We start from the raw sequence: 20,878 nt of genomic DNA, 5'->3' as shown, positions 1-20,878 counted from the left end.
TTTGGATGTGTTATCGCATTTTTTCGTTGAAGGCATAAAGTAAAGCAAAAAAAATAAAATGGAAAGTTAATAACCTGAAATTTCAAAATTTATTTGTTGTGTGACATGCTCAACCCGATGCACTTGGGTGCTAAAACTGCCATCTGCATTCAAATGTAACACACGGTAACCCGGTGCCTCAGGCCCAAGCGCAAAGTGCTGGCTATGTGGTTTAAATTGCACGCAGGTCGAAGGCGTAGAGTAAAATTGAATCCCTTGCCATTCATTTAATGAGTCTTGATGCACATGCCCACACAGCACCAATTTGACATTGTTGTGGCGTGCCAATACATCAATTAAGGCTTCGGTATTTTTAAGTTTGTGCTGATCTATCCAGTGCGATTGTATATCAAAAGGATGGTGATGACAGGCAATAATCACCTGCTGCTGCGCATGTTGCTGTAAAAGCTGATCTAACTGCTGTAATTGTGCTGCGTCCATCCAGCCATCAATCCGACCTTTAACCGCAGTATTCAGTAAAATGACACTCCAATTGCCCAACTCAATTGCATGAACTTGATTGGACTGTAAATGGAATGGAAAAACCGCGGCATCATCATGATTGCCCGGAATCTGGAAATGCGGCGTATTCAAAGTCTGCATAAACTGCAAATAACGCTGATAGGTTTCAGCAACAGGGATTTGTGCTAAATCGCCAGTATGGAAAATAGCATCGACCTGCGGATATTGCTGTTGAATATCGTGCATCACTGCATGAAAGCTACGTTCAGGATTCATGTGCACAAACTCTAAATCTTCCTGATTCATGAGGTGCGTATCTGAAATTTGTACAATGGTCCAGCGTTGCTGATGATTGTTTGAGAATAAAGTCATGCCTGACCCCTTAGACATCCTTCACGGTTTTAATTTGTTGTTGTAACCATTGCAATGCCATAATGACAGGTGCGTTCTTTAGCCGACCATTGGTCAGTAAGTCAGGAATGTCCTGATAATCAATAATATGTAGTTGGATGTTTTCTCCCTCATCTGGCATTCCAAAAACGCCACCTTCCTGTGGTAACGTGGTGCTCGCACTATATAAGTGGAACAATTCTGCGCATGCACCCGCAGATGGATAAAAACTGAATAAATGTTGTAATTCTTTTAATTCACAGCCCGACTCTTCCAAAGCTTCACGACGAATGCAGCTTTCAGGTGATTCATTACCATCTAACACGCCTGCAATCACTTCGAGTTGCCAAGGCGAGTCGCAATCATCAATTGCACCAATACGGAATTGTTCAATCAGGGCAAATTTTTGTTGTGCTGCATCATAAATGAGTACCCCAGCCGCTTCAGGGCGTTGAATGAGTTCACGCTGAAGGACTGGGGTATAGGTGGTTTGATTAAACAAGCGATGGCTCAGGCTGACTTTCTCAACCTGAATAAACCCGCGATACAGGTATTCACGCTGGTGAATCTGTGCATCGTGTTGACCATAAGTTGCTTGTTGAATAATCTTCATAAACTCTCATCAGGATGAGCAAAGCATGATTTCATCCTAACTGAGATTTGATTGAATACAAACGCTTTTTAAACAATTTATAGCTTATGGTACAATTTTTGACCATGTTCCTGATAAGCGGTTTTCATGGCTTTGAGACCTGATTCTACCTCTGCATCTACTTGCTCTGTTTTGTTCGCAGCATTTTGATTTTGTGCATAATCTCTCACATTTTGCGTGATTTTCATGGAGCAGAACTTCGGTCCGCACATTGAACAGAAGTGTGCAGACTTATGCGCTTCTTTGGGCATGGTTTCATCATGCATGCTGCGTGCGGTGTCTGGGTCAAGGCTTAGGTTGAACTGATCTTCCCAACGGAATTCAAAACGTGCTTTAGATAGGGCATTGTCACGGGCTTGTGCACCTGGGTGACCTTTGGCAAGGTCGGCCGCGTGGGCTGCAATCTTATAGGTGATGATGCCATCTTTGACGTCTTTTTTGTTTGGTAAGCCTAAGTGTTCTTTAGGTGTCACATAGCACAGCATCGCTGTACCGTACCAGCCAATCATCGCTGCACCAATGGCAGAGGTTATGTGGTCGTAGCCTGGAGCAATATCAGTGGTTAATGGGCCAAGTGTATAGAATGGTGCTTCTTTACAGACTTCAAGCTGCAAGTCCATATTTTCTTTGACCATGTGCATTGGCACGTGTCCTGGCCCTTCAATCATCACTTGTACATCATGTTCCCAAGCACGGTGGGTCAATTCGCCCAAAGTACGCAGCTCACTAAACTGTGCTTCATCATTGGCATCTTGAATACAACCTGGACGTAAACCATCACCCAAGCTGAACGATACGTCATAAGCCTTCATGATTTCGCAGATTTCATCAAAATGTGTGTACAGGAAGTTTTCTTCGTGGTGTGCCAAACACCACTGTGCCATGATTGAACCACCACGTGACACAATGCCTGTTAAGCGGTTAGCCGTGAGGGGTACATAACGTAATAACACACCTGCGTGAATGGTGAAGTAATCCACCCCTTGCTCTGCCTGTTCAATCAGGGTGTCTTTAAAAATTTCCCAAGTGAGGTCTTCGGCAATGCCGTTTACTTTTTCTAGTGCCTGATAAATAGGTACAGTACCAATTGGCACAGGCGAGTTGCGGATAATCCATTCACGGGTTTCATGGATGTTTTTACCTGTCGATAAATCCATGATGGTATCTGCGCCCCAACGGGTCGCCCAAGTCATTTTCGCGACTTCTTCATCAATACTTGAACCCAGTGCCGAGTTACCAATATTGGCATTGATTTTGACCAAAAAGTTGCGACCAATAATCATTGGCTCACATTCTGGGTGGTTAATGTTGGCAGGAATAATTGCACGGCCTTCAGCCACTTCCTGACGTACAAATTCAGGCGTGATTTCAGTTAAGTTTTTAGCCCCAAAGTTTTGCCCTGGATGCTGACGCATATCGACACCTTCGCGTTGGCGTTGGTTTTCACGAATGGCGATATATTCCATTTCAGGGGTAATGATGCCTTGTTTGGCATAGTGCATTTGGGTGACGTTTTTACCCGCTTTGGCACGACGCGGCTTTTGAATATGGGCAAAACGAATCTCTGCAGTGCGAATATCGCGTAAACGCTCTTGACCAAATGCCGAGCTGAGGGTTTCTAGTTTTTCGGTGTCTTGGCGCTCTTCAATCCAACTGTCGCGGATGTTCGGCAAGCCTTTATTCAGATCAATTTCTACATTTGGATCGGTATACACACCAGAAGTGTCATACACCATGAGCGGCGGATTGTGCTCACCGCCTAAGCCTGTTGGGGTGTCGGTCAGTTCGATTTCACGCATTGGCACCTGAATGTCTGGGCGTGAGCCTTGAATATAGACTTTTTTCGATGCTGGCAAAATGCGGGTTAAATCTTTGGCATCTTGCTCGTGTTGAGCAGAAATGTCAGCAGGGGATAGATTCGTTAATTGGTTCATTGCAATGATCCTGAAGAATGAAATCAACGAATCAAGCACGACCAAAAACATTGCAATTGAGTTGTTGAGACTTTAATAGTTCAACATTAACCGTGTGGCTGGGTTTTTAGGTGGCTTGATTCCTACGCAGGTTTTAACCTGATCAGGTTCAACGGTACTTGGGTTTACAGCTTGGTTTGCAGATTTTAGGCTACAAACTCAGCATGGACACAATCTCAGCGAGGAATTACTCGCGCTCCGTCAAGCTGTATAAATAGTAGCACGTTGTTGGTATAAAAGCAGGCTTCGCGCGGCTTTTATTCTTTGATGCCTAATGACAAGTATTTGAGCTTTAAGCGACTTTGGATAATTAGCGAGTAATACAAACGGCATCACTAAAACAATCGCGTTTTGCATGGATGGAGATGTTCTTTAAATTTAAATATTGATGCAACTGTGCATGTACTAAAGCATCATCGCCATATTCACGCTGTTCACGTGCAGTGGGCTGTGCTGCAATTTCAGTGAGTCGTTGTTCACTGCTCATGTGTAAAAAGGCAAGGAATTTACGCGCTTGCTGTGCTAAGGGAGATTTTTGCAACTTTGCCAGTTTTTTAATTTCAAATAATACGGCAGGTTGGATACTGTATTCATCGACATAATCCTGAGAAACAGGACTGTTGACTGTGCCTTTAAACAGCAGCAAGGCATACACTTCGGCTAGATAACGTGCATCCCGTATAAAGTGACTTTTAGGATAACGCTGCACGTAATCTTCCCAAAATAAGGCGCGTTCTGCCAAATCGGCAGCATCAAGGGTGAGTCCACCATCACGCAAGCTGTGCTGCATATTGTCATTGGCCATTCTTTCAATAAAAATCTGCTCGGCATCGGGCATGTAAGGCGCAAAAATAATGGCTAAGTATTGTGGGCTACGACGATAAACCAACTGTGCTTCACCTGCATCGTATAGCTCTAAATAGGCTTGTCCCTTATGTTTCAATAAATATTGATCACGCAAGGCAAAGTTTTCAAAATGACTTTGCTGAATGGTCGGATGCTGCGCCATATCAAAAGCATGTTGATCAAAAGCGGCTTGTTCTGCAGCGCTGCGTTCTACATGCAAAAAGCGTTGATACATTTGGGTCGAAAGATTGAGTAAATTTAATTGCTCATTTAAAGGTAGCAACGGTAGGCAAACTTTTAAATCCTGATTAATTTGTTCTAGCGCAAACGTGGTGCGGGTATTGTCAATTTGCTGCATATTGTGCTGAATGTTTTCACACATTTGGGTCAAATCTACAGGTTCGCTGGCACTGGCCTGTACCTTTGGTGGTTCAGCTACGGGAGGCGTATCTGAATTTTGGCAGGCGAGCAAACACAGACAACTGCCAAGCAGTAGGGCAAGTTTACTGGTGCGAAGAAATTTAACCATTACAGCAATTCAACATGAGTATTCATTCATCATCTAGTGCCTTCATTTAGGCACTATGGATTCCAAAAATTCAAAATGAGTCATTCATACCAAAATTCTAAATTTAAAATATCCGCTGTGAGACACACGGTTTTAGAAGCTTGGGTCGAAGGACAAAGGGAGAGCTTGCATTGTAAAGTCAAAGCCGCGGAGTAAATTGTAGTATTCTGCTAGAGTTTGGTTACATGCCTGTGAGTAAGTGCCACTTTATGCAGTGATTGTTAGCACGTGTATGGCTTTGCTTAAGTATTGCAATGAATTGAAATAATATGAAAAATTATCAAAATTAATGAAAGTCATACGAAAAAAATGCAAATTCGCTTTAGTATGGGCAGTGTAAAATACATTGCAGTAGGATTGACGAAATTACAGAGTGGGTTGATCGAAAAATAATGAAAAAAATGATGTTAGTAACATGCTTATGTTGGATGAGTTCAAGCGCTTTTGCTTTGGATTTAATGCAAGCCTATCAGCGTGCTCAAAATAGCGATCCGACTTGGCGCGCACAGCAATTACAATATCAGGCCGATCAATTAAATTTAGGGCTTGCGCAAGGCAATTTACTGCCAACTGTGACTCTGTCGGGCAATATCACCCGTAAAAGTCAGGAAATGAGTCGAGTCAATATTGCCAGTTCCTCGCCAGAGCTTTTAAGCAGTTCATCTTCAACTTCACGTCAAGTCGCGTTAACAGCACGTCAGCCTTTATTTCGTTGGGATGCTTGGCAAGCCCTGAAACAAGTCAAAACCTCGTTAAGCCTGAGTGAAGTCACCTTACGTTTACAACAACAGCAACATATTTTGAATGTATCAGAAGCGTATTTTAATGTGCTGAGACAGCAGTCTTTAACAACAGCATATTTACAAGAAGAAAAAGCTTTGTTGGAACAGCTCAATATGATGAATGCCAAACTGCGTGAAGGTTTGGTGGCTAAAAGTGAAGTCAGTGAAGCCAATGCGCAATATCAAAATGCACGAGCGAACAGGATTGGAACACATGTGCAGTTGGTTTTGGCACAAGAGCAGTTGGCACAATTGATTGGGCCATATCAAGAAAGTTTGGCAGTTTTGCGAGATGACTTTCAATTTCAAAAACCTGTGCCTGAAAGTTTAGAGGCATGGTCGCAATTGGCACAAACTCAAAATTTGGCTATTCAACAGGCACGTTTGCAGCGACAATATGCCGAAGATGCACGTCGGGTTGAACAAGCAGCACGTTATCCGCAGGTAGAAGCTGTGGGCAGTTATGGTTATGCCAAACAAAGCCCTGAAAGTATCATGTCGCCCGATGGTCAGTTCGACCAGGTCGGGATTGAAATGAACTGGAATGTGTTTAGCGGTGGGCGGGTCAATAAAAATGTGCATAAAGCAGTGGTTTTGGTACAAAAATCTGAAGCCGAGCTAGATGCAGCAATCCGTAAAGCCAATACCGATGTGAAACAGGCATATTTACAAGTCGAAACTGATCAAGCCAAATTGCAGGCGCGACAGGCTGCAATGAATTCAGCAGATTTAGTGGCACGAGCATCCAAAGCGCAATATCAGGAAGGTTTAAAAACCATGGTGGATGTACTGTTGGCACAGCGTAACGCCTTTTCTGCCAAGCAGGATTATCTCAATGCACAGTATGACTATTTGAAGCATGTGTTACAGTTGAAAGCAGCCGTTGGGCAATTGACTGAACAAGATGTGCAGGAAATGAATGCTTGGTTGATTCGGAAAGCCATATAGGGTCTGTTGACATTTCATAAATGGCTTGCGCTGTAGGCTAAAACTGAGCAGATCAGGCATGAAACGCAGGGAATAGCGAGACTATTGCCAAGTTTCATAACGCAATCTGAGAAAGTTTTAGCCACATGAGCAAGAACAAAGCGTTGCTTTGTTTGCTGCGCAAGGGGGCGAGCATATTTTTGCTACTATTGCTTTATGAGTCAGTCATTTAGAATGACTAAATTTCCTGTCCCATGCCTTATATCAGCTAAAAAATATGCGTTGCCGCAAACATAGACGAAATGTCAACAGACCCAAGTCATTTTGTCATCTGAATGGCTTATGCTGTTTAAAGACAGAAACGATCAGACTTGAGAGTTTGGTGAGAAAATGTCATAAAAACGTCATCATTGCTGTGCTTTAATATTCAATCATTGCGTCAGTCTATCCTTTTGTTGTGGAGTGTATTCCTTGAGTACGAATAATCCTGTGTTAAGTCACCATATTTCTTCTCAGTTCAATGAAGATTTGCAGGATGTAAATACCAAATTTATGGCCATGGGTGGTTTGGTAGAGCAGCAGGTTGCCAACTCGATTCACGCACTCTTGGATACCGATGCAGCCTTGGCGGTAGAAGTTCAGTTCCAAGACAATGTTGTCAATCGCATGGAAACCGAAATTGATGAAGCCTTAACGTTGATTTTGGCGCGTCGTCATCCAGCCGCAATTGATTTGCGTATGGTGATTGCCATGTCTAAAGCCAATACTGACTTAGAGCGTATTGGTGATGAAGCTGCAAAAATTGCCCGTATTGCCCAAAACTTATGTGAAGAAGGTGGTTCGCCACGCGGCTATATGGAAACACGTCATATTGGTAACCAAGTGCGTGTCATGATTCACGATGCACTGGATGCTTTTGCACGTTTAGATGTCGATCAAGCACTGCGTGTTTTACTTGCCGATGCCGATATTGACCGTGAATATCAATCTGCAACACGTACTCTAATGACGTATATGATTGAAGATCCGCGTCATATTTCACGTGTGATTAATGTGATGTGGGTGTTACGTTCGTTAGAGCGTATTGGTGACCACGCACGAAATATTTCAGAACAAGTGATTTATATGGTCAAAGGTTTTGACGTACGTCATACCAGTGTCAAAGAAATTGAAGAAAAAGTACAGGAACGCTAAGTTCAGCTTTTTTGAATATTCAGCCTCATCTAATGATGGGGCTTTTTTTATGGCTTGAAACAGCCGAAATTTTGGATAAAAAAAATCTCAGACTTTGGGGGAAATCTGAGATTGAAATCGGGGATATTTATTATAGTGAGAGATAATTGCTTATCTCCTTGAAAATAAGTATAGGAAAATCACACTCAAGAATCATGTGGTTTATTGTAGTGGAATGTAGCGTTTTATATACAAATGTATTTTTAAATTACATTATTTTTAGTGTGATTATTTTTAAAACTATTCTTTTTGAAATCAATAATTAATCTATTGTTAAGTGTTTTGTTGTGACTATAAAATATACGCTTCAATCGAGAAATAAAAATAGGAAATTAGCTTAATTTTTTGAATCTATTTTCATTTATTTAAAACATTGTTGCGGCAACTCATAATCACAAATGGCATAAAAAAAGAGCCTTCATAAAGACTCTTTTAATTGTAAAATAAACAAGGTTTGAATTTTCCAAAATGAAAAAACAGTACTTGGATTAGTTTTGAGGTTTTAAGCCTTCTGCGACTTCCAAACTGGCATCATTGTTGAGAAACTTCTCACGTTGTTCTTCCAAAAACTTTTTCGCTTCAGGTTCAAACACATTTAAACGCTTTTCATTAATGAGCGTAGTTTGGTGTTTGAGCCATTCCTGCCAAGCCTGTTTAGATACCGTTTCAAGTAATTCTTGACCTTTGGCACCCGGAAAAGGAGCGAAATCCATCGCTTCCATGTCGGTTTGATATTTACGACAAAATACTTGTTTAGACATCTCTCACTTCCTGATTATGCATAAAGTTGAGCAAGACGTGTTTGAGCACGTTCAATTGCCGCTGCAACTTGTGCAGGCGCTGTACCGCCAATATGATCACGTGCATTTACAGAGGCTTCAAGGGTCAGTGCTTTTTCAAATACATTAGCTTGAATTAAATCTGAGAATTGCTGTAATTGTTCTAGGCTAAGTTCAGACAAGTCTTTGCCTTCTTGTACGCCCAATGCTACGGCTTTACCTACAATTTCATGTGCATCGCGGAATGCCACGCCATTTTTTACTAAGTAATCTGCAAGGTCAGTTGCCGTAGAGAAACCACGTAATGCAGCTTCACGCATTTCTGCAATGTTTGGTACTAAAGCAGGAATCATATCGGCAAATGCCATGAGCGAGCCGCGCACGGTATCAATGGCATCAAACAAAGGTTCTTTGTCTTCTTGGTTGTCTTTGTTGTAGGCAAGCGGTTGACCTTTCATCAGGGTCAACAGACTCATTAAATCGCCATAAACACGACCTGTTTTACCGCGCACCAATTCTGGTACGTCTGGGTTTTTCTTCTGCGGCATAATGGATGAGCCAGTGCAGAAACGGTCTGGAATATTCACAAATTTGAACTGTGCCGATGTCCATAAAATCAGTTCTTCAGACATGCGCGACAAGTGCATCATAATTAAAGATGCAGCAGCGTTAAACTCAATCCCGAAATCACGGTCTGATACAGCATCTAACGAGTTTTCAGATACAGCTTCAAAGCCCAACAATTCTGCGGTAAAAGCACGGTCAATTGGGTAAGTGGTACCTGCCAAAGCGGCAGAACCCAAAGGCATACGATTAACACGTTTGCGGCAGTCAATTAAACGCTCAGAGTCACGTACCAACATTTCAAACCACGCCATAAGGTGATGACCAAAAGTCACAGGCTGTGCGGTTTGTAAATGAGTAAAACCAGGCATAATGGTGTGGGTGTTTTTGGCTGCCAAGCTTAAAATGCCGTGTTGTAATTTTTTTAATAATTCTAAAATGGCATCAATTTCGTCACGGACATACAAACGAATATCGGTTGCCACCTGGTCGTTACGGCTACGACCTGTATGTAATTTTTTACCTGTAATGCCAATACGTTGAGTAAGGCGTGATTCGATGTTCATGTGGACATCTTCAAGGTCAATACGCCATTCAAATTGACCTGCTTCAATTTCAGCCTGAATGGTATTTAAACCTTGAATAATATCGTCACGCTCTTCAGTCGTAAGTACGCCTACTTTGGCAAGCATCGTTGCATGCGCAATTGAGCCAGCAATATCTTGTTTATAAAAGCGTTGGTCAAATTGAACAGATGCTGTAAATTCAGCAACAAAAGCATCAGTCGCTTCAGAGAAACGACCGCCCCACATACCCGAAGTTTGGGCTTGTGACGGATTTGAGGAATTAGAAGATGTGGTCATATCGGCTCAATAAAGTAAAAAGCGGTGATTTGGACAAGAGTATAACAAATTCAGATTCACTTGCCGAAGAACAAGCCAATCAAACTTATGCTGATACGCAGGCAGAACAACATGAGCTGTATTTTTTTACGAAAATAGGACGTTGGCAATATCTAATTGAATTATTTATTGGCAGTAATGCCTTGGCAATGGTTTTGGCACTGGCTGAAGCACAAGGTTGGCACGGCTTAAGTTTTGCTCGGGTGCTGCAATACGTACTCTATATCAATTGGGTGGTGTTGTGTTTTGCGGCCTTGGTGGAGTTTTTTCAGGCGCGTTTTTTACGCATGGGCTTGAGTTTATCTTTTTTGGTCAGTTTTTTGCTGCTGCAAGGCATCGTGTTGCTGACCACGCTCAGTTTAAATACCTTGTTGCATTTTGGGCAAAACTTTCATCTACAGCAGTTTGGTATAGATGATCTGTTACAAGGTGTCGGACTGCATTTGAGTTATGGCGTGCTATTGGGTGCGTTTTGCTTTCGTTATATCTATGTCCGAGAACAAGCTATTCAGCAGCGGCATAGCGAATTGCAAGCGCGGGTGCATGCTATGCAGGCCCGTATTCATCCACACTTTTTGTTTAACAGCTTAAATAATGTGATCAGTCTAATTGCAATTGATCCCGATAAAGCCGAGCAGATGCTGCTGAATTTATCACGTTTATTCCGTGCCAGTTTGCAGGAATTAAAACTGGTGAGCCTGAAAGATGAGATTGAACTTTGCCAGCAATATTTAGAGATTGAACAAATTCGTTTGGGTGATCGGTTGGCGGTAGAATGGAAAATTGAACAACCGCAACTGCTCAGTCAGGTACAAATTCCGTTATTAACTTTACAACCCTTGCTAGAAAATAGTATTTTTCATGGAGTTGAAAAAGTTTTAGCAAAGAGTACGATAAGTATATTGATCGAAATATTGCAAAACCAAGTCAATATTGTCATTACAAATCCGTATGTCAGCGATAAAATAAATTTAAGATCTGGACATGGGATTGCACTGCAAAACGTGGAACAGCGCTTAAAAGCGTATTATGGGCGCAGTGTTACTTTCAAAAATTATGCGGGGAATGGTATGTACACCACGGTGCTGCAATACCGTTATAAATAAAATAAGCTGTGATTGCTCTGATTTTTCTAGACTTGATAAAAATAAAGTTATTGACTTAAAAAGGAGGAAAAATGGACATCCTAATTTGTGATGATGAGCCTCTAGCTAGAGAGCGATTATCACGTTTGGTCACTCAACTGGGGCATCATGTGGTGGCAACGGCAGCTCATGGGCAACAGGCGATTGAACTGGCGGATGAACATCAGCCGGATGTCATATTATTAGATATTCAAATGCCGGGAATGGATGGTCTAAGTTGTGCTCAACATTTGCGTGAGCTTGACCCTATGCCAGCCATTGTGTTTTGTACCGCTTATGATGAACACGCACTTGATGCGTTTAAATCCAATGCGGAAGGCTATTTGTTAAAACCGATAATGCAACAGGAATTGCAACAGGTTTTAGATCATTTAACAAAACTCACGCAAGCGCAGATGAGTCATTTAAAACAAAAAGAAAATATGGACGAATTAAAAATAAAACGTCACCAAATCGCGGCGAAAACCTATCGCGGTGTAGAATTGGTGCCAATAGAAAATATCTACTATTTTTTAGCTGATCAGAAATATGTCACGGTGCGTCATAAAAATGGCAGTGTCTTGATTGATGAAACGCTGAAAGATTTAGAAACCGAATTTGGTGATCAGTTTATTCGGATTCACCGAAATGCCTTGGTCTCGATTCAGTTTTTGGAGGGGCTAGAAGTGGTCAATTCAGGACAGTATCAGGTACGTTGCCGTGAGCTAGATGAGCGTTTGGCTGTTAGCCGACGACATTTGCCTTTATTGCGAGAACGCATCCAAAAACTCTAATTGATCAGCCTCATCGCAGATGAATACGCAACAGATTGATAAATCGGCAAAGAAATAGACTTGCATTTTTAGGGGATCAGGTTAAGTTTAGATGAACTTATTTATCTTGCTTAGCCACTATGATGAAAACCCTGAAAATTGCAACTCGACAAAGCCCGCTTGCGTTATGGCAGGCTGAACACATTCGTGCCCGCTTAGAGGCGATGCATGCCGATTTAACTGTTGAGTTGGTGACCTTTGTCACGCAGGGCGATAAAATTTTAGATACCCCATTGGCAAAAATTGGGGGGAAGGGCTTATTTGTCAAAGAATTAGAAGCCGCCTTAATGGATGGTCGTGCCGATTTAGCCGTACACTCTATGAAAGATGTACCCATGGCATTGCCTGAAGGTTTGAGCTTGGCGGTCATTTGTGAGCGTGAAGACCCGCTTGATGCCTTTGTATCGAATCACTATGCCAGTTTTGCAGATTTACCACAGGGCGCTAAAGTTGGAACTTCAAGCTTGCGCCGTAAATGCCAAATTTTGAAAGCGCGCCCAGATATAGAAATTATAGATTTACGCGGCAATGTGGGAACACGTTTATCTAAACTGGATGATGGTCAATATGATGCCATTATTTTGGCCAGTGCAGGTTTGAAACGTTTAGGTTTGGAGCAGCGTATTCGTCATACTATTCAGCCTGATGTGAGCTTACCTGCTGTTGGGCAAGGCGCTTTAGGTTTGGAGTGTCGTAGCCAAGATCAGGCGGTATTGGATTTGATTTTACCGTTAATGCATGCCGAAACCAATGTCTGTGTACGTGCCGAACGTGCTTTTAATGCCTACTTGGAAGGCGGTTGTCAGGTGCCAATTGCAGGCTACGCAACTTTGCAGAATGGTCAGTTGCAGATTGAAGGTCGTGTTGGTAGTGTCGATGGGCAAACCATTCTTAAAGCTGTGCAATTTGGCGCACCTGAACAGGCTGAAATGCTAGGTGAAGAATTGGCAAAAGCTTTATTGGCACAGGGTGCGGGCGAATTACTCAAAGCCCTGTATCAATAATTCATATTGCACCAGAAGCCCATGCTCTTCATTAATACCCGACCTCAAGATCGTGCAGAGGCCTTAACTCAGGCTTTGCAACAACAGCATATTGAGGTCATTGATTTGCCCTTGTTGCAGCTTTCTGCACAGCCGTGGTCGGAGCAACTGGCTAATTTATATGCCCAGTTGCCTCACACGCATATTATTGTGGTGGTTAGTCCGACTGCTGTCGATATTGGGATGCAATATTTAGCCCGAAGCCAAATATCATTGCAGGATTTGCAGCATATACGTTGGGTGGCTGTGGGCGAAAAAACTGCAGAAGTTTTAAGTGGATATGGTCTTCACAGTGAAGTCCCACAGGTTGAAACTTCCGAAGGGATGCTGAGTTTGCCGTGTTTGCAAAATTTGAAAGTCGGCACACACATTGCCTTTTGGCGTGGTGTGGGCGGTCGGCAATTTATGATGCAAACACTACTTGATCAGGGGATGCAGATCCATAATTTTGTGTTGTATCGACGGGAGTGTCCTGCCAGTTCTATTGAAAAAATGCAGGCAGTACGCGCGCGTTTAATACAATCTTCAGAATTTATCATGATGATTAGCAGTGAAGCCAGTTGGTTAAACTGGCTGAGCTTGATTCAGCAGGATTTCGATCTACTGAACAAAGGTTATTATTGGGTATTGGGTGATCGTTTAGAGAAAATTTTGCTCGATTATCAAACGCAGCATCATACAAAATATAACGTATTCAAGTTGACCCATTTAAAAACAGAATTAATATTGCAGCAAATGATGCGTATGCAAGGAAAACTATGAAAAAACTGGTTGTGATAGTGGTGTTGATCGCTTTGGTCTGGATCGTCAAATTAAGTTTTGATGTGATGCAAATTTCAGCGCAACAACAGCAACTCAGTCAAAGTTTGCATCTTGTAGAAAAAACCAATGCCAATTTAAATGATCAGTTGGTGGCTTTGCAGCGCCGTAATTATACCCAAGATGCGCCAGAACAGTCCGCAGTATCCAGCGCTGTGCAGCAAGAAGATGCGATTCAACCAGTAGATATGGTGGCGCAGCAATTGGACTTGGTGGAATTTTCCTTACAACAACAACAGTTTCACTATGCGACTGAAAAGCTAGCTCATTTAGACCGTGAGTTAAACGAATATGCTTTAGCTCCTGCTTTGAAACAAAGTTTGCACCAAGTTGTTCAGCAAGATCAGAAACAAATTCAACAATTTATAACAACACGTGATGCGCAATATCAACAAGTAAGTCAGTTGTTGCAACAGTTAGATCAACAATTAAAACAGCAAGCTCAACAGCCTGAGCTGAACCCTGCCGATGTCGATGATCGTTTTTTTTGGCAAAAATGGCTGAGTATTGAATCTGCCAAGCAACCTGCGACACAGTTGATGCAGCGTCAGATTATTTTAAAAGAAGCGCAATTGCGTCTATTGCTGGCTCGACAAGTCTTTATGCAAGGTCAATATGTGCAATATCAACAAGAAGTGAATGACATTATTCAGTTATTACAACAATTGCCTGATCAGAAAGCACAACAATTGGTTCAGCAATTAGAAAAAATTAAAAACTTAAATATCGTTCCAACGCCGAGTTTAAAAACACGTGCTTTATTGGGGGCGGTATAAATGAAACAGATTTTACTCGCCTATGTGGTGGTCAGTATTGTACTGGTCGCTTTGCTGAGCGTACTGAGTTATGGGTATGGTTCAGGCTATGTTTATGTGTATTGGCGCGAATGGCAATTACAAACCAATATTTGGTTGTTGTTGTTCTTTTTCTTGTCGATCAGTGTTTCGCTACAAATTTTATGGTTGTTGTTAAAGCGCTATTTTAGCCGTGAACAGCGTAAGGTTAAAACAGTATTTAACTTTAAAAATCTGCATCCTTATGAGCAGTTGGCGGTCATTTGGTTGTTGGATGCTGCAGAAGATCAACACCAGTTTATTCGACAGGTGTTTGCCCAGTCAGGTTTGCTCAAAGGAGTGATGGAAGCACGTATGCACTCCATCCAACAGCAATATCCGCAAGCGTTGGCTGCCTTAAATCAAAGCAGTGCCATGGCGTTTGAGTTGGCAGAAATACAGCGTATTGAAATTTATTTAGCGCAGCAACAACCTGAACAAGCTTTGACGCATTTAGAGTTTTTGAATCAGCACGAATTATCGCCGTGGTTATTTAAAGTCAAAACGGCTTATCAAAAACGTTTAATTGCCTTGTGGGGCGAATTTGCCACGCAATATCCTTGGCATTATTTACGTTCGACCAAATACGGGCATTTAGATGCAGACACCAAGCAAAAGTGGCTGACTGAGTTATTAACCCAATTTGAGCAGGCTGATGCAGAAAATTTACAGGCTTTGCAGCAGCGTTATAGTGATTTAAGTGAGCAGATTTTCAGTCAGTCTTATGCCATTCAGGTGTTGTGGTTGAAGTTATTGTCGCGTCTGCCTGATTTGGCCGCACAACATGAACGTCTTGCGGTACAGATGTTGAGTGAACAGTTTAATCAGGAAGTGTTTTATTTATGGTTCCAACAGCAGTTGTTAAAACAACAACCTGATTATGCCAAAATTGAAAAGCAAATAAATCTGTGGGAACAGAAATACCCTGCATTACCTGTATTTAGTTTTGCCAAATGGCATATTTTTACAGCAACAGCGCGTTATTCAGAAGCCGAGCAATTACTGGATTTATATCCTGAACACGTATTAATGAGTTATTTAAGAGTTAAATCTAATTTAAAAGATCAGCCTGAATTATTAAAACAGTTAAATTTAATCTTTGAAAATAATTCTAATTTTGTCGAAATTAAAATTTAAGGGTGAGTTGTGTTAACACTAGCAGATTATCCAATTGTTTTTGAGCAGCGTGTTGCATGGGGAGATATGGATGCTTTTGGGCATGTCAATAATGTGATCTATTACCGTTATATTGAAAGTGCGCGTTTATATTATTTAGACCATTTAAAAATTTTACAGCAAGATGTTTTGACTGTGATTGCCTCAAATCAGTGCAAATATATACGTCCTGTGGTTTATCCTGATATTTTAAAAATTGGCGTTCGGGTAGAAGAATTGCGTAATAGTGCCATGCGTATGCATTATTTAATCCACAGTGAAGCACAGCAAATGGTGGTGGCAGAGGCAGATGCGGTGATTGTATGTGTAGATCGCGTCAATATGCAAAAAACCTTAATCCCTGAAAATGTACGCGCGGGTATTCATAAAATAGAAAAAACCGTACCGCATATTCTTGATTAAATCTTAATAATCAGTTCATAATATGTCCGACTGTTATTTATATGTAGAGTAGTAGATTTTTTATTGACGCTTCGGTTTGATAAAAATAGAATGAATCTGCTTAATTTAATAACTGAATATAAAAAGCATAGTTTTTGGAGTAAGTATGATGCCTGATATTAGCAATTTGTCTGTAGAACAGTTAAAGCGTTTACAAGCTGAAGCGGAAGCATTAATTGCCACGAAAAAAGATCAAGCAATTGAAGATGCCTATAATCAAATTTTAGCGATTGCAGACAATTTGGGTTTAAGCATTGAGCAGATTTTGGAAGTTGGCGAAAGCAAGCGTAAGAAAAGCCCACGTAAAACTGTAGCGCCACGTTATCGTAGCAAAATCAATTCTACAGATACTTGGACTGGTCGTGGTAAAAAACCACGCTGGTTAGTCGCTGAATTAGAAAAAGGTGCAAAACTTGAAGATTTTCTAATCTAAGCTTCATCAATTTGTCATTGATTTGACTTAGAGTTCAAAAACCAAGCAATACGGCTTGGTTTTTTTATCTGTATCAATTGGCGACGCCGAAAAAGTGTGCATAATGTGTGAGTGTTATAAAAAGTCATTCATAGAAAAATTAGTAAGGTTGGTCGTGGTGGCATGATAAAGAAACCCAAATACATCACGTGGTGGATTTTCGCCCTCATTGCATTTTTGTTTTTTGTGTTATTACAAATTCCAGCAGCGTGGTTAATTTCAAAATTTTATAAAAATAATCAGACCTTACATAATGTGAGTGGCAATATCTGGAAGGGGCAAGCCGATTGGCATAAGGGACAGTTACGTGGTTCTTTAAGTTGGAATACACGTCCTTTAGATTTAGTTTTATTGCGTGTCGCTGCCGATGTTGAAGTGCATAGTGGCAATACTAAACTCGAAGGCATTGTTGGCTATCGTTTTGGTAGCGTCTTGGTGCAATCTTTAGATGGGCAAGTTGCGCCAGAAACCTTAAAAAGTATTGTGGATTGGCAGTGGCCAAGTAATGCGATTCAACTCAAAGACATTCATTTGAATTTTAAAAAACAGCAAGGCTTCACCAAAGCCAAAGGACAACTGCAGTGGGCGGGTGGCGAATTGCTGTATCGTTTTGCTCAGCGCCAAGACCGTATGAATATCCCTGCGTTAAAAGGCAGTTTGTCCGATGAAAATGGCAAACTGTTATTTGATATTCGCGATCAACGTGAACAAAAAATGCTGAATATTGCGCTTGATCAAAGCTTGATGCTAGATGTGCAACTCACGCAACGCTTATTGATGAATATCGCCTCTTATGAAGGCAAAGCGGGCTTAGATACCTATGTGATCAGCACTCGCCAACCTCTATTAAAAGGAGGTTTCTAATGCGTACACTCTCTGAACGATTAGGGAATTTGCACTGGAAGCAGTTTGATCGTGCTGCGCCAGTATTTTTAGCTTTTTTGATTTTGTATCTGTGTTGGAAACTGGCGAGTTTATTTTGGTGGGTTGTTGCGCCGCCCCAAGTCATGCAAATTGATCGGGTGGAGTTGGGTTCACAGCAACCACAAATCCCGAATATTACCTCCTTTGCATTGTTTCAAGAACTTGGGCGCAGCAACACTGCCGATGATCAATTAAATATGACTTTGCAAGGTGTAGTGGTTGGGCAGCCGAGTCAGTTTTCTTCTGCGGTCATTAAAGTGAATGAGGTGGCAGAGCGTTACCGTGTGGGTGATGTGATTGATTTGAGTCAGTACCAATTGGCAGAAGTCTACTGGGATCGGGTTATTTTACGTCATAGCAGTGGCGCGACGCGTGAAGTATTGTTTAAAGGTATTGAAAATGGTTTAAATCAACCTATCGCACCTTTAATTCCAAGTGGTAATCAAGCTCCTGTAACTGCACCTACGCAGTCCGCACAACCGAATAATGCCATTGGACAGGCAGTGCAGCGCATACAGGAAGATCGCGAACAATACTTAAAAGAGATGGGTGTTGAAGCAAATACGGGCAATGGTTATGAAGTGACTACACGTACGCCAGCCGCTTTAAGAAATAAACTGGGTTTACAGCCAGGTGACCGTATTTTGTCTTTAAATGGGCAAAACGTCGGGCAAGGACAAAGCGATGCACAATTGCTTGAACAGGCACGTCGTGAAGGTCAAGTGAAATTAGAAATAAAACGTGGTGATCAAGTGATGACCATACAACAAAATTTTTAAATGGATCGGCATCGTAACTACATGCAGAGACATATTTAGGGTTAGGAAACACAGTAGATTATGGCTTTATTGAATTATGAGCGTCCATTTTGGGCATTACTGGCTGCTGCACCGCTTGTTGCAATGGTGAGTACTGCAAGTCATGCGCAAACCTGGAAAATTAATTTACGTGATGCGGACTTAACTGCATTTATTAATGAAGTGGCCGATATTACGGGCAAGAACTTTGCAGTCGATCCGCGTGTGCGTGGCAATGTCACGGTGATTTCCAACAAAGCCCTGAATAAAAATGAAGTCTATGACCTGTTTTTAGGCGTATTGAATGTGAATGGTGTGGTGGCAATACCATCAGGCAATACCATTCGCCTTGTACCTGACAGCAATGTAAAAAGCTCAGGCATTCCCTATGATGGTCGTCAAAATGCGCGTGGTGACCAAATTGTAACGCGAGTGATTTGGCTAGAAAATACCAATGCCAATGACCTGATTCCTGCTTTACGTCCGCTCATGCCTCAGTTTGCGCATTTGTCTGCGGTCGGGGGCACCAATGCTCTAATCGTGTCTGATCGTGCCAGTAACATTTATCAGTTAGAAAGCATTATTCGTAACCTAGATGGTACGGGGCAAAATGACATTGAAGCGATTAGCCTGCAATCCAGTCAAGCCGAAGAAGTCATTGGCTTGCTTGAGTCGATGAGTTCGACAGGGGCAGCGAAAGATGTTAAAGGTTCGCGTGTGCGTATTGTGGCGGACAACCGTACCAATCGTATTATCATCAAAGGCGATACCGCAACACGTAAACGCATTCGTCAAATGATTGAAATGATGGATGTGCCTGCGGCAGATCGTTTGGGTGGTTTGAAAGTTTTTCGCTTGAAATATGCCAGTGCACAGAATTTAGCAGAAATATTGCAAGGTCTGGTTTCAGGACAGGCGGTGAGCAGCAGCTCTAATGCAAATAGCAACAGTAACAACAACAGTGCTAGTAATTTAAGCAGCACCAATAACAACACAGGTAATTCATCGACTATTTCCACCCCAAGTATTAATTTGGGTGGCAGCTCGAATAGCAACAATCAAAACAACATCACCAGTTTTAATGGTAATGGTGTCAGTATTATTGCCGATGGCTCGCAAAATGCTTTGGTGGTCAAAGCCGATCCGCAGTTGATGCGTGAAATTGAATCGGCCATTTAGCAACTAGATACCCGTCGTCAACAAGTGTTGATTGAAGCTGCGATTATAGAAGTGGAAGGTACCGATGCCGACCAATTGGGTGTGCAGTGGGCATTGGGCGATTTAAGCAGCGGTATCGGTCTAATTAATTTTGACAATATTGGTGCAAGTTTAAAAAATGTTGCTGCAGGCTATTTAACTGGTGGTGCAGCAGGCGCAGGCAGTGCGATTGGTGCAGGTACGTCATTGGTGTTGGGTGATTATCGTGAAGGTCGTGATGGTTCACGCAAGCTATATGGTGCGATGATTCAGGCCTTGAAGGAAAAAACCAAATCCAATTTATTGTCTACGCCATCTATTGTGACCATGGACAATGAAGAAGCCTATATTGTGGTTGGTGAAAACGTTCCTTTTGTAACAGGTTCATTATCTACCAATGGTGGTGTGGCAAATCCGTATACCACTATTGAACGTAAAGATGTCGGGGTTACTTTAAAAGTCGTGCCACATATTGGTGAAGGCGGAACACTACGCTTGGAAGTTGAACAAGAAGTGTCAGATGTCAAAGCCAATAAAGGTCAGGCGCAGGATTTAGTCACCAGCAAACGCGCAATTAAAACTTCTATTTTGGCCGAGCACGGACAAACCATTGTCTTAGGTGGCTTAATTTCTGATAACTCGGTTTATAGTCGTCAGGCTGTGCCAGGTTTGGGTGCTATTCCAGGGTTGGGGCGTTTATTCCGTTCCGATGGTCAATCTAATCAAAAACGTAATTTATTGATTTTTATTCACCCAACCATTGTGGGAGATAGTCAGGATATTCGCCGTATTTCGCAGCAGCGTTATAGCCAATTGTATAGCCTTCAGTTGGCAATGGATGCCGATGGTAGCTTTGCTAAACTGCCTGAGAATGTTAGCGATGTTTATCAGCAGCGTTTGCCTGTATCTCGAGTGGCGCCGCAAACAGGAACTTATCAAACCTTACCATCAGCAGTGTCTGCAAACCGCACAGCAACGGTGGTGAGCACCCCTGTTGCGATTGAGCCTGCGGTACAGCGCCAAAACGTAGTTTTGCCGCAGCAGGAAGTCAGCAAAACTAAAAATACAGTCACTACGACCACAATTCGCGCTACACCTTAAT

Annotated in this window: 18 protein-coding genes, 1 pseudogene and 1 riboswitch; of the genes and pseudogenes, 13 read left to right on the top strand and 6 right to left on the bottom strand. The window is 42.0% G+C overall.

Annotated features, from left to right (window positions below; genetic code table 11):
* Nucleotides 1–66: 66 nt before the first annotated feature.
* The 4 genes from cpdA to FTV52_RS01215 all read right to left on the bottom strand — a co-directional run bounded on the left by cpdA (nucleotide 67) and on the right by FTV52_RS01215 (nucleotide 4,891).
* On the bottom strand, nucleotides 67–873 hold the full coding sequence (gene cpdA, locus FTV52_RS01230) for a 3',5'-cyclic-AMP phosphodiesterase (RefSeq protein ID WP_167845706.1): 807 nt from the start codon (nucleotides 871–873) through the stop codon (nucleotides 67–69).
* 10 nt (nucleotides 874–883) lie between these two features.
* The gene (locus tag FTV52_RS01225; protein ID WP_179989560.1) at nucleotides 884–1,504 is read right to left on the bottom strand and encodes an NUDIX domain-containing protein; all 621 of its coding nucleotides are present in this window, start codon (nucleotides 1,502–1,504) and stop codon (nucleotides 884–886) included.
* A 77-nt stretch (nucleotides 1,505–1,581) separates the two neighbouring features.
* On the bottom strand, nucleotides 1,582–3,477 hold the full coding sequence (thiC, locus tag FTV52_RS01220; RefSeq protein WP_096901934.1) for a phosphomethylpyrimidine synthase ThiC: 1,896 nt from the start codon (nucleotides 3,475–3,477) through the stop codon (nucleotides 1,582–1,584).
* A gap of 102 nt (nucleotides 3,478–3,579) precedes the next feature.
* Nucleotides 3,580–3,727, bottom strand: a riboswitch (TPP riboswitch).
* Nucleotides 3,728–3,826: 99 nt separating this feature from the next.
* Entirely contained in the window at nucleotides 3,827–4,891 is a 1,065-nt protein-coding gene (locus tag FTV52_RS01215) for a hypothetical protein (protein WP_131260985.1), read from the bottom strand.
* 431 nt (nucleotides 4,892–5,322) lie between these two features.
* On the opposite strand from FTV52_RS01215, the gene FTV52_RS01210 reads away from it, so the two are divergent.
* Both FTV52_RS01210 and phoU read left to right on the top strand, forming a co-directional pair.
* On the top strand, nucleotides 5,323–6,660 hold the full coding sequence (locus FTV52_RS01210; protein WP_179989558.1) for a TolC family outer membrane protein: 1,338 nt from the start codon (nucleotides 5,323–5,325) through the stop codon (nucleotides 6,658–6,660).
* A 450-nt stretch (nucleotides 6,661–7,110) separates the two neighbouring features.
* Nucleotides 7,111–7,833, top strand: coding sequence for a phosphate signaling complex protein PhoU (gene phoU / locus FTV52_RS01205; protein ID WP_004975736.1), 723 nt, complete (start codon nucleotides 7,111–7,113; stop codon nucleotides 7,831–7,833).
* 527 nt (nucleotides 7,834–8,360) lie between these two features.
* Here phoU and FTV52_RS01200 read toward each other — a convergent pair.
* Complete coding sequence (locus FTV52_RS01200; protein WP_004975738.1) at nucleotides 8,361–8,633, bottom strand: oxidative damage protection protein; 273 nt, start codon at nucleotides 8,631–8,633, stop codon at nucleotides 8,361–8,363.
* Between the two features lie 14 nt (nucleotides 8,634–8,647).
* Complete coding sequence (gene argH / locus FTV52_RS01195) at nucleotides 8,648–10,078, bottom strand: argininosuccinate lyase (RefSeq protein ID WP_179989556.1); 1,431 nt, start codon at nucleotides 10,076–10,078, stop codon at nucleotides 8,648–8,650.
* On the opposite strand from argH, the gene FTV52_RS01190 reads away from it, so the two are divergent.
* The 11 genes and pseudogenes from FTV52_RS01190 to gspD all read left to right on the top strand — a co-directional run bounded on the left by FTV52_RS01190 (nucleotide 10,069) and on the right by gspD (nucleotide 20,877).
* A complete protein-coding gene (locus tag FTV52_RS01190; RefSeq protein ID WP_179989554.1) occupies nucleotides 10,069–11,223 on the top strand; it encodes a sensor histidine kinase in 1,155 nt (384 codons plus the stop codon). The two genes, argH and FTV52_RS01190, sit on opposite strands and share 10 nt — an antisense overlap.
* A 71-nt stretch (nucleotides 11,224–11,294) precedes the next feature.
* Complete coding sequence (locus FTV52_RS01185; RefSeq protein WP_104852924.1) at nucleotides 11,295–12,035, top strand: LytTR family DNA-binding domain-containing protein; 741 nt, start codon at nucleotides 11,295–11,297, stop codon at nucleotides 12,033–12,035.
* 122 nt (nucleotides 12,036–12,157) lie between these two features.
* The gene (gene hemC, locus FTV52_RS01180) at nucleotides 12,158–13,078 is read left to right on the top strand and encodes a hydroxymethylbilane synthase (RefSeq protein WP_154321288.1); all 921 of its coding nucleotides are present in this window, start codon (nucleotides 12,158–12,160) and stop codon (nucleotides 13,076–13,078) included.
* A 21-nt stretch (nucleotides 13,079–13,099) separates the two neighbouring features.
* Nucleotides 13,100–13,879 (top strand): uroporphyrinogen-III synthase, encoded by a 780-nt coding sequence (locus FTV52_RS01175; protein WP_179989551.1) that lies wholly within the window; start codon nucleotides 13,100–13,102, stop codon nucleotides 13,877–13,879.
* A complete protein-coding gene (locus FTV52_RS01170) occupies nucleotides 13,876–14,712 on the top strand; it encodes a hypothetical protein (protein ID WP_179989549.1) in 837 nt (278 codons plus the stop codon). Before FTV52_RS01175 ends, FTV52_RS01170 begins: the two co-directional genes overlap by 4 nt.
* On the top strand, nucleotides 14,713–15,906 hold the full coding sequence (locus FTV52_RS01165; RefSeq protein ID WP_179989547.1) for a heme biosynthesis protein HemY: 1,194 nt from the start codon (nucleotides 14,713–14,715) through the stop codon (nucleotides 15,904–15,906). It begins immediately after the preceding gene.
* 9 nt (nucleotides 15,907–15,915) lie between these two features.
* Nucleotides 15,916–16,347, top strand: coding sequence for a thioesterase family protein (locus FTV52_RS01160; RefSeq protein ID WP_004975749.1), 432 nt, complete (start codon nucleotides 15,916–15,918; stop codon nucleotides 16,345–16,347).
* Between the two features lie 145 nt (nucleotides 16,348–16,492).
* Nucleotides 16,493–16,819 carry an H-NS family nucleoid-associated regulatory protein gene (locus FTV52_RS01155; protein ID WP_004975751.1) on the top strand — a complete coding sequence of 109 codons (327 nt, stop codon included), beginning with the start codon at nucleotides 16,493–16,495 and terminating at the stop codon, nucleotides 16,817–16,819.
* A 162-nt stretch (nucleotides 16,820–16,981) separates the two neighbouring features.
* Entirely contained in the window at nucleotides 16,982–17,722 is a 741-nt protein-coding gene (gene gspN / locus FTV52_RS01150) for a type II secretion system protein N (protein WP_096901906.1), read from the top strand.
* Nucleotides 17,722–18,561, top strand: a complete 840-nt coding sequence (locus tag FTV52_RS01145) for a type II secretion system protein N (protein WP_004975757.1) — start codon at nucleotides 17,722–17,724, stop codon at nucleotides 18,559–18,561. The genes gspN and FTV52_RS01145 overlap by 1 nt, the downstream gene beginning before the upstream one ends.
* A gap of 60 nt (nucleotides 18,562–18,621) precedes the next feature.
* Nucleotides 18,622–20,877 (top strand): annotated as a pseudogene (gspD, locus tag FTV52_RS01140) (type II secretion system secretin GspD).
* The last annotated feature ends 1 nt before the right edge of the window (nucleotide 20,878 follow it).

Origin of the sequence: Acinetobacter sp. YH1901141 (assembly GCF_013416935.1) — a bacterium.
Classification (GTDB): Bacteria; Pseudomonadota; Gammaproteobacteria; order Pseudomonadales; family Moraxellaceae; genus Acinetobacter; species Acinetobacter towneri.
The sequence above is the reverse complement of the archived record's forward strand: the minus strand, read 5'-3'. Positions and strand labels throughout refer to the sequence as shown.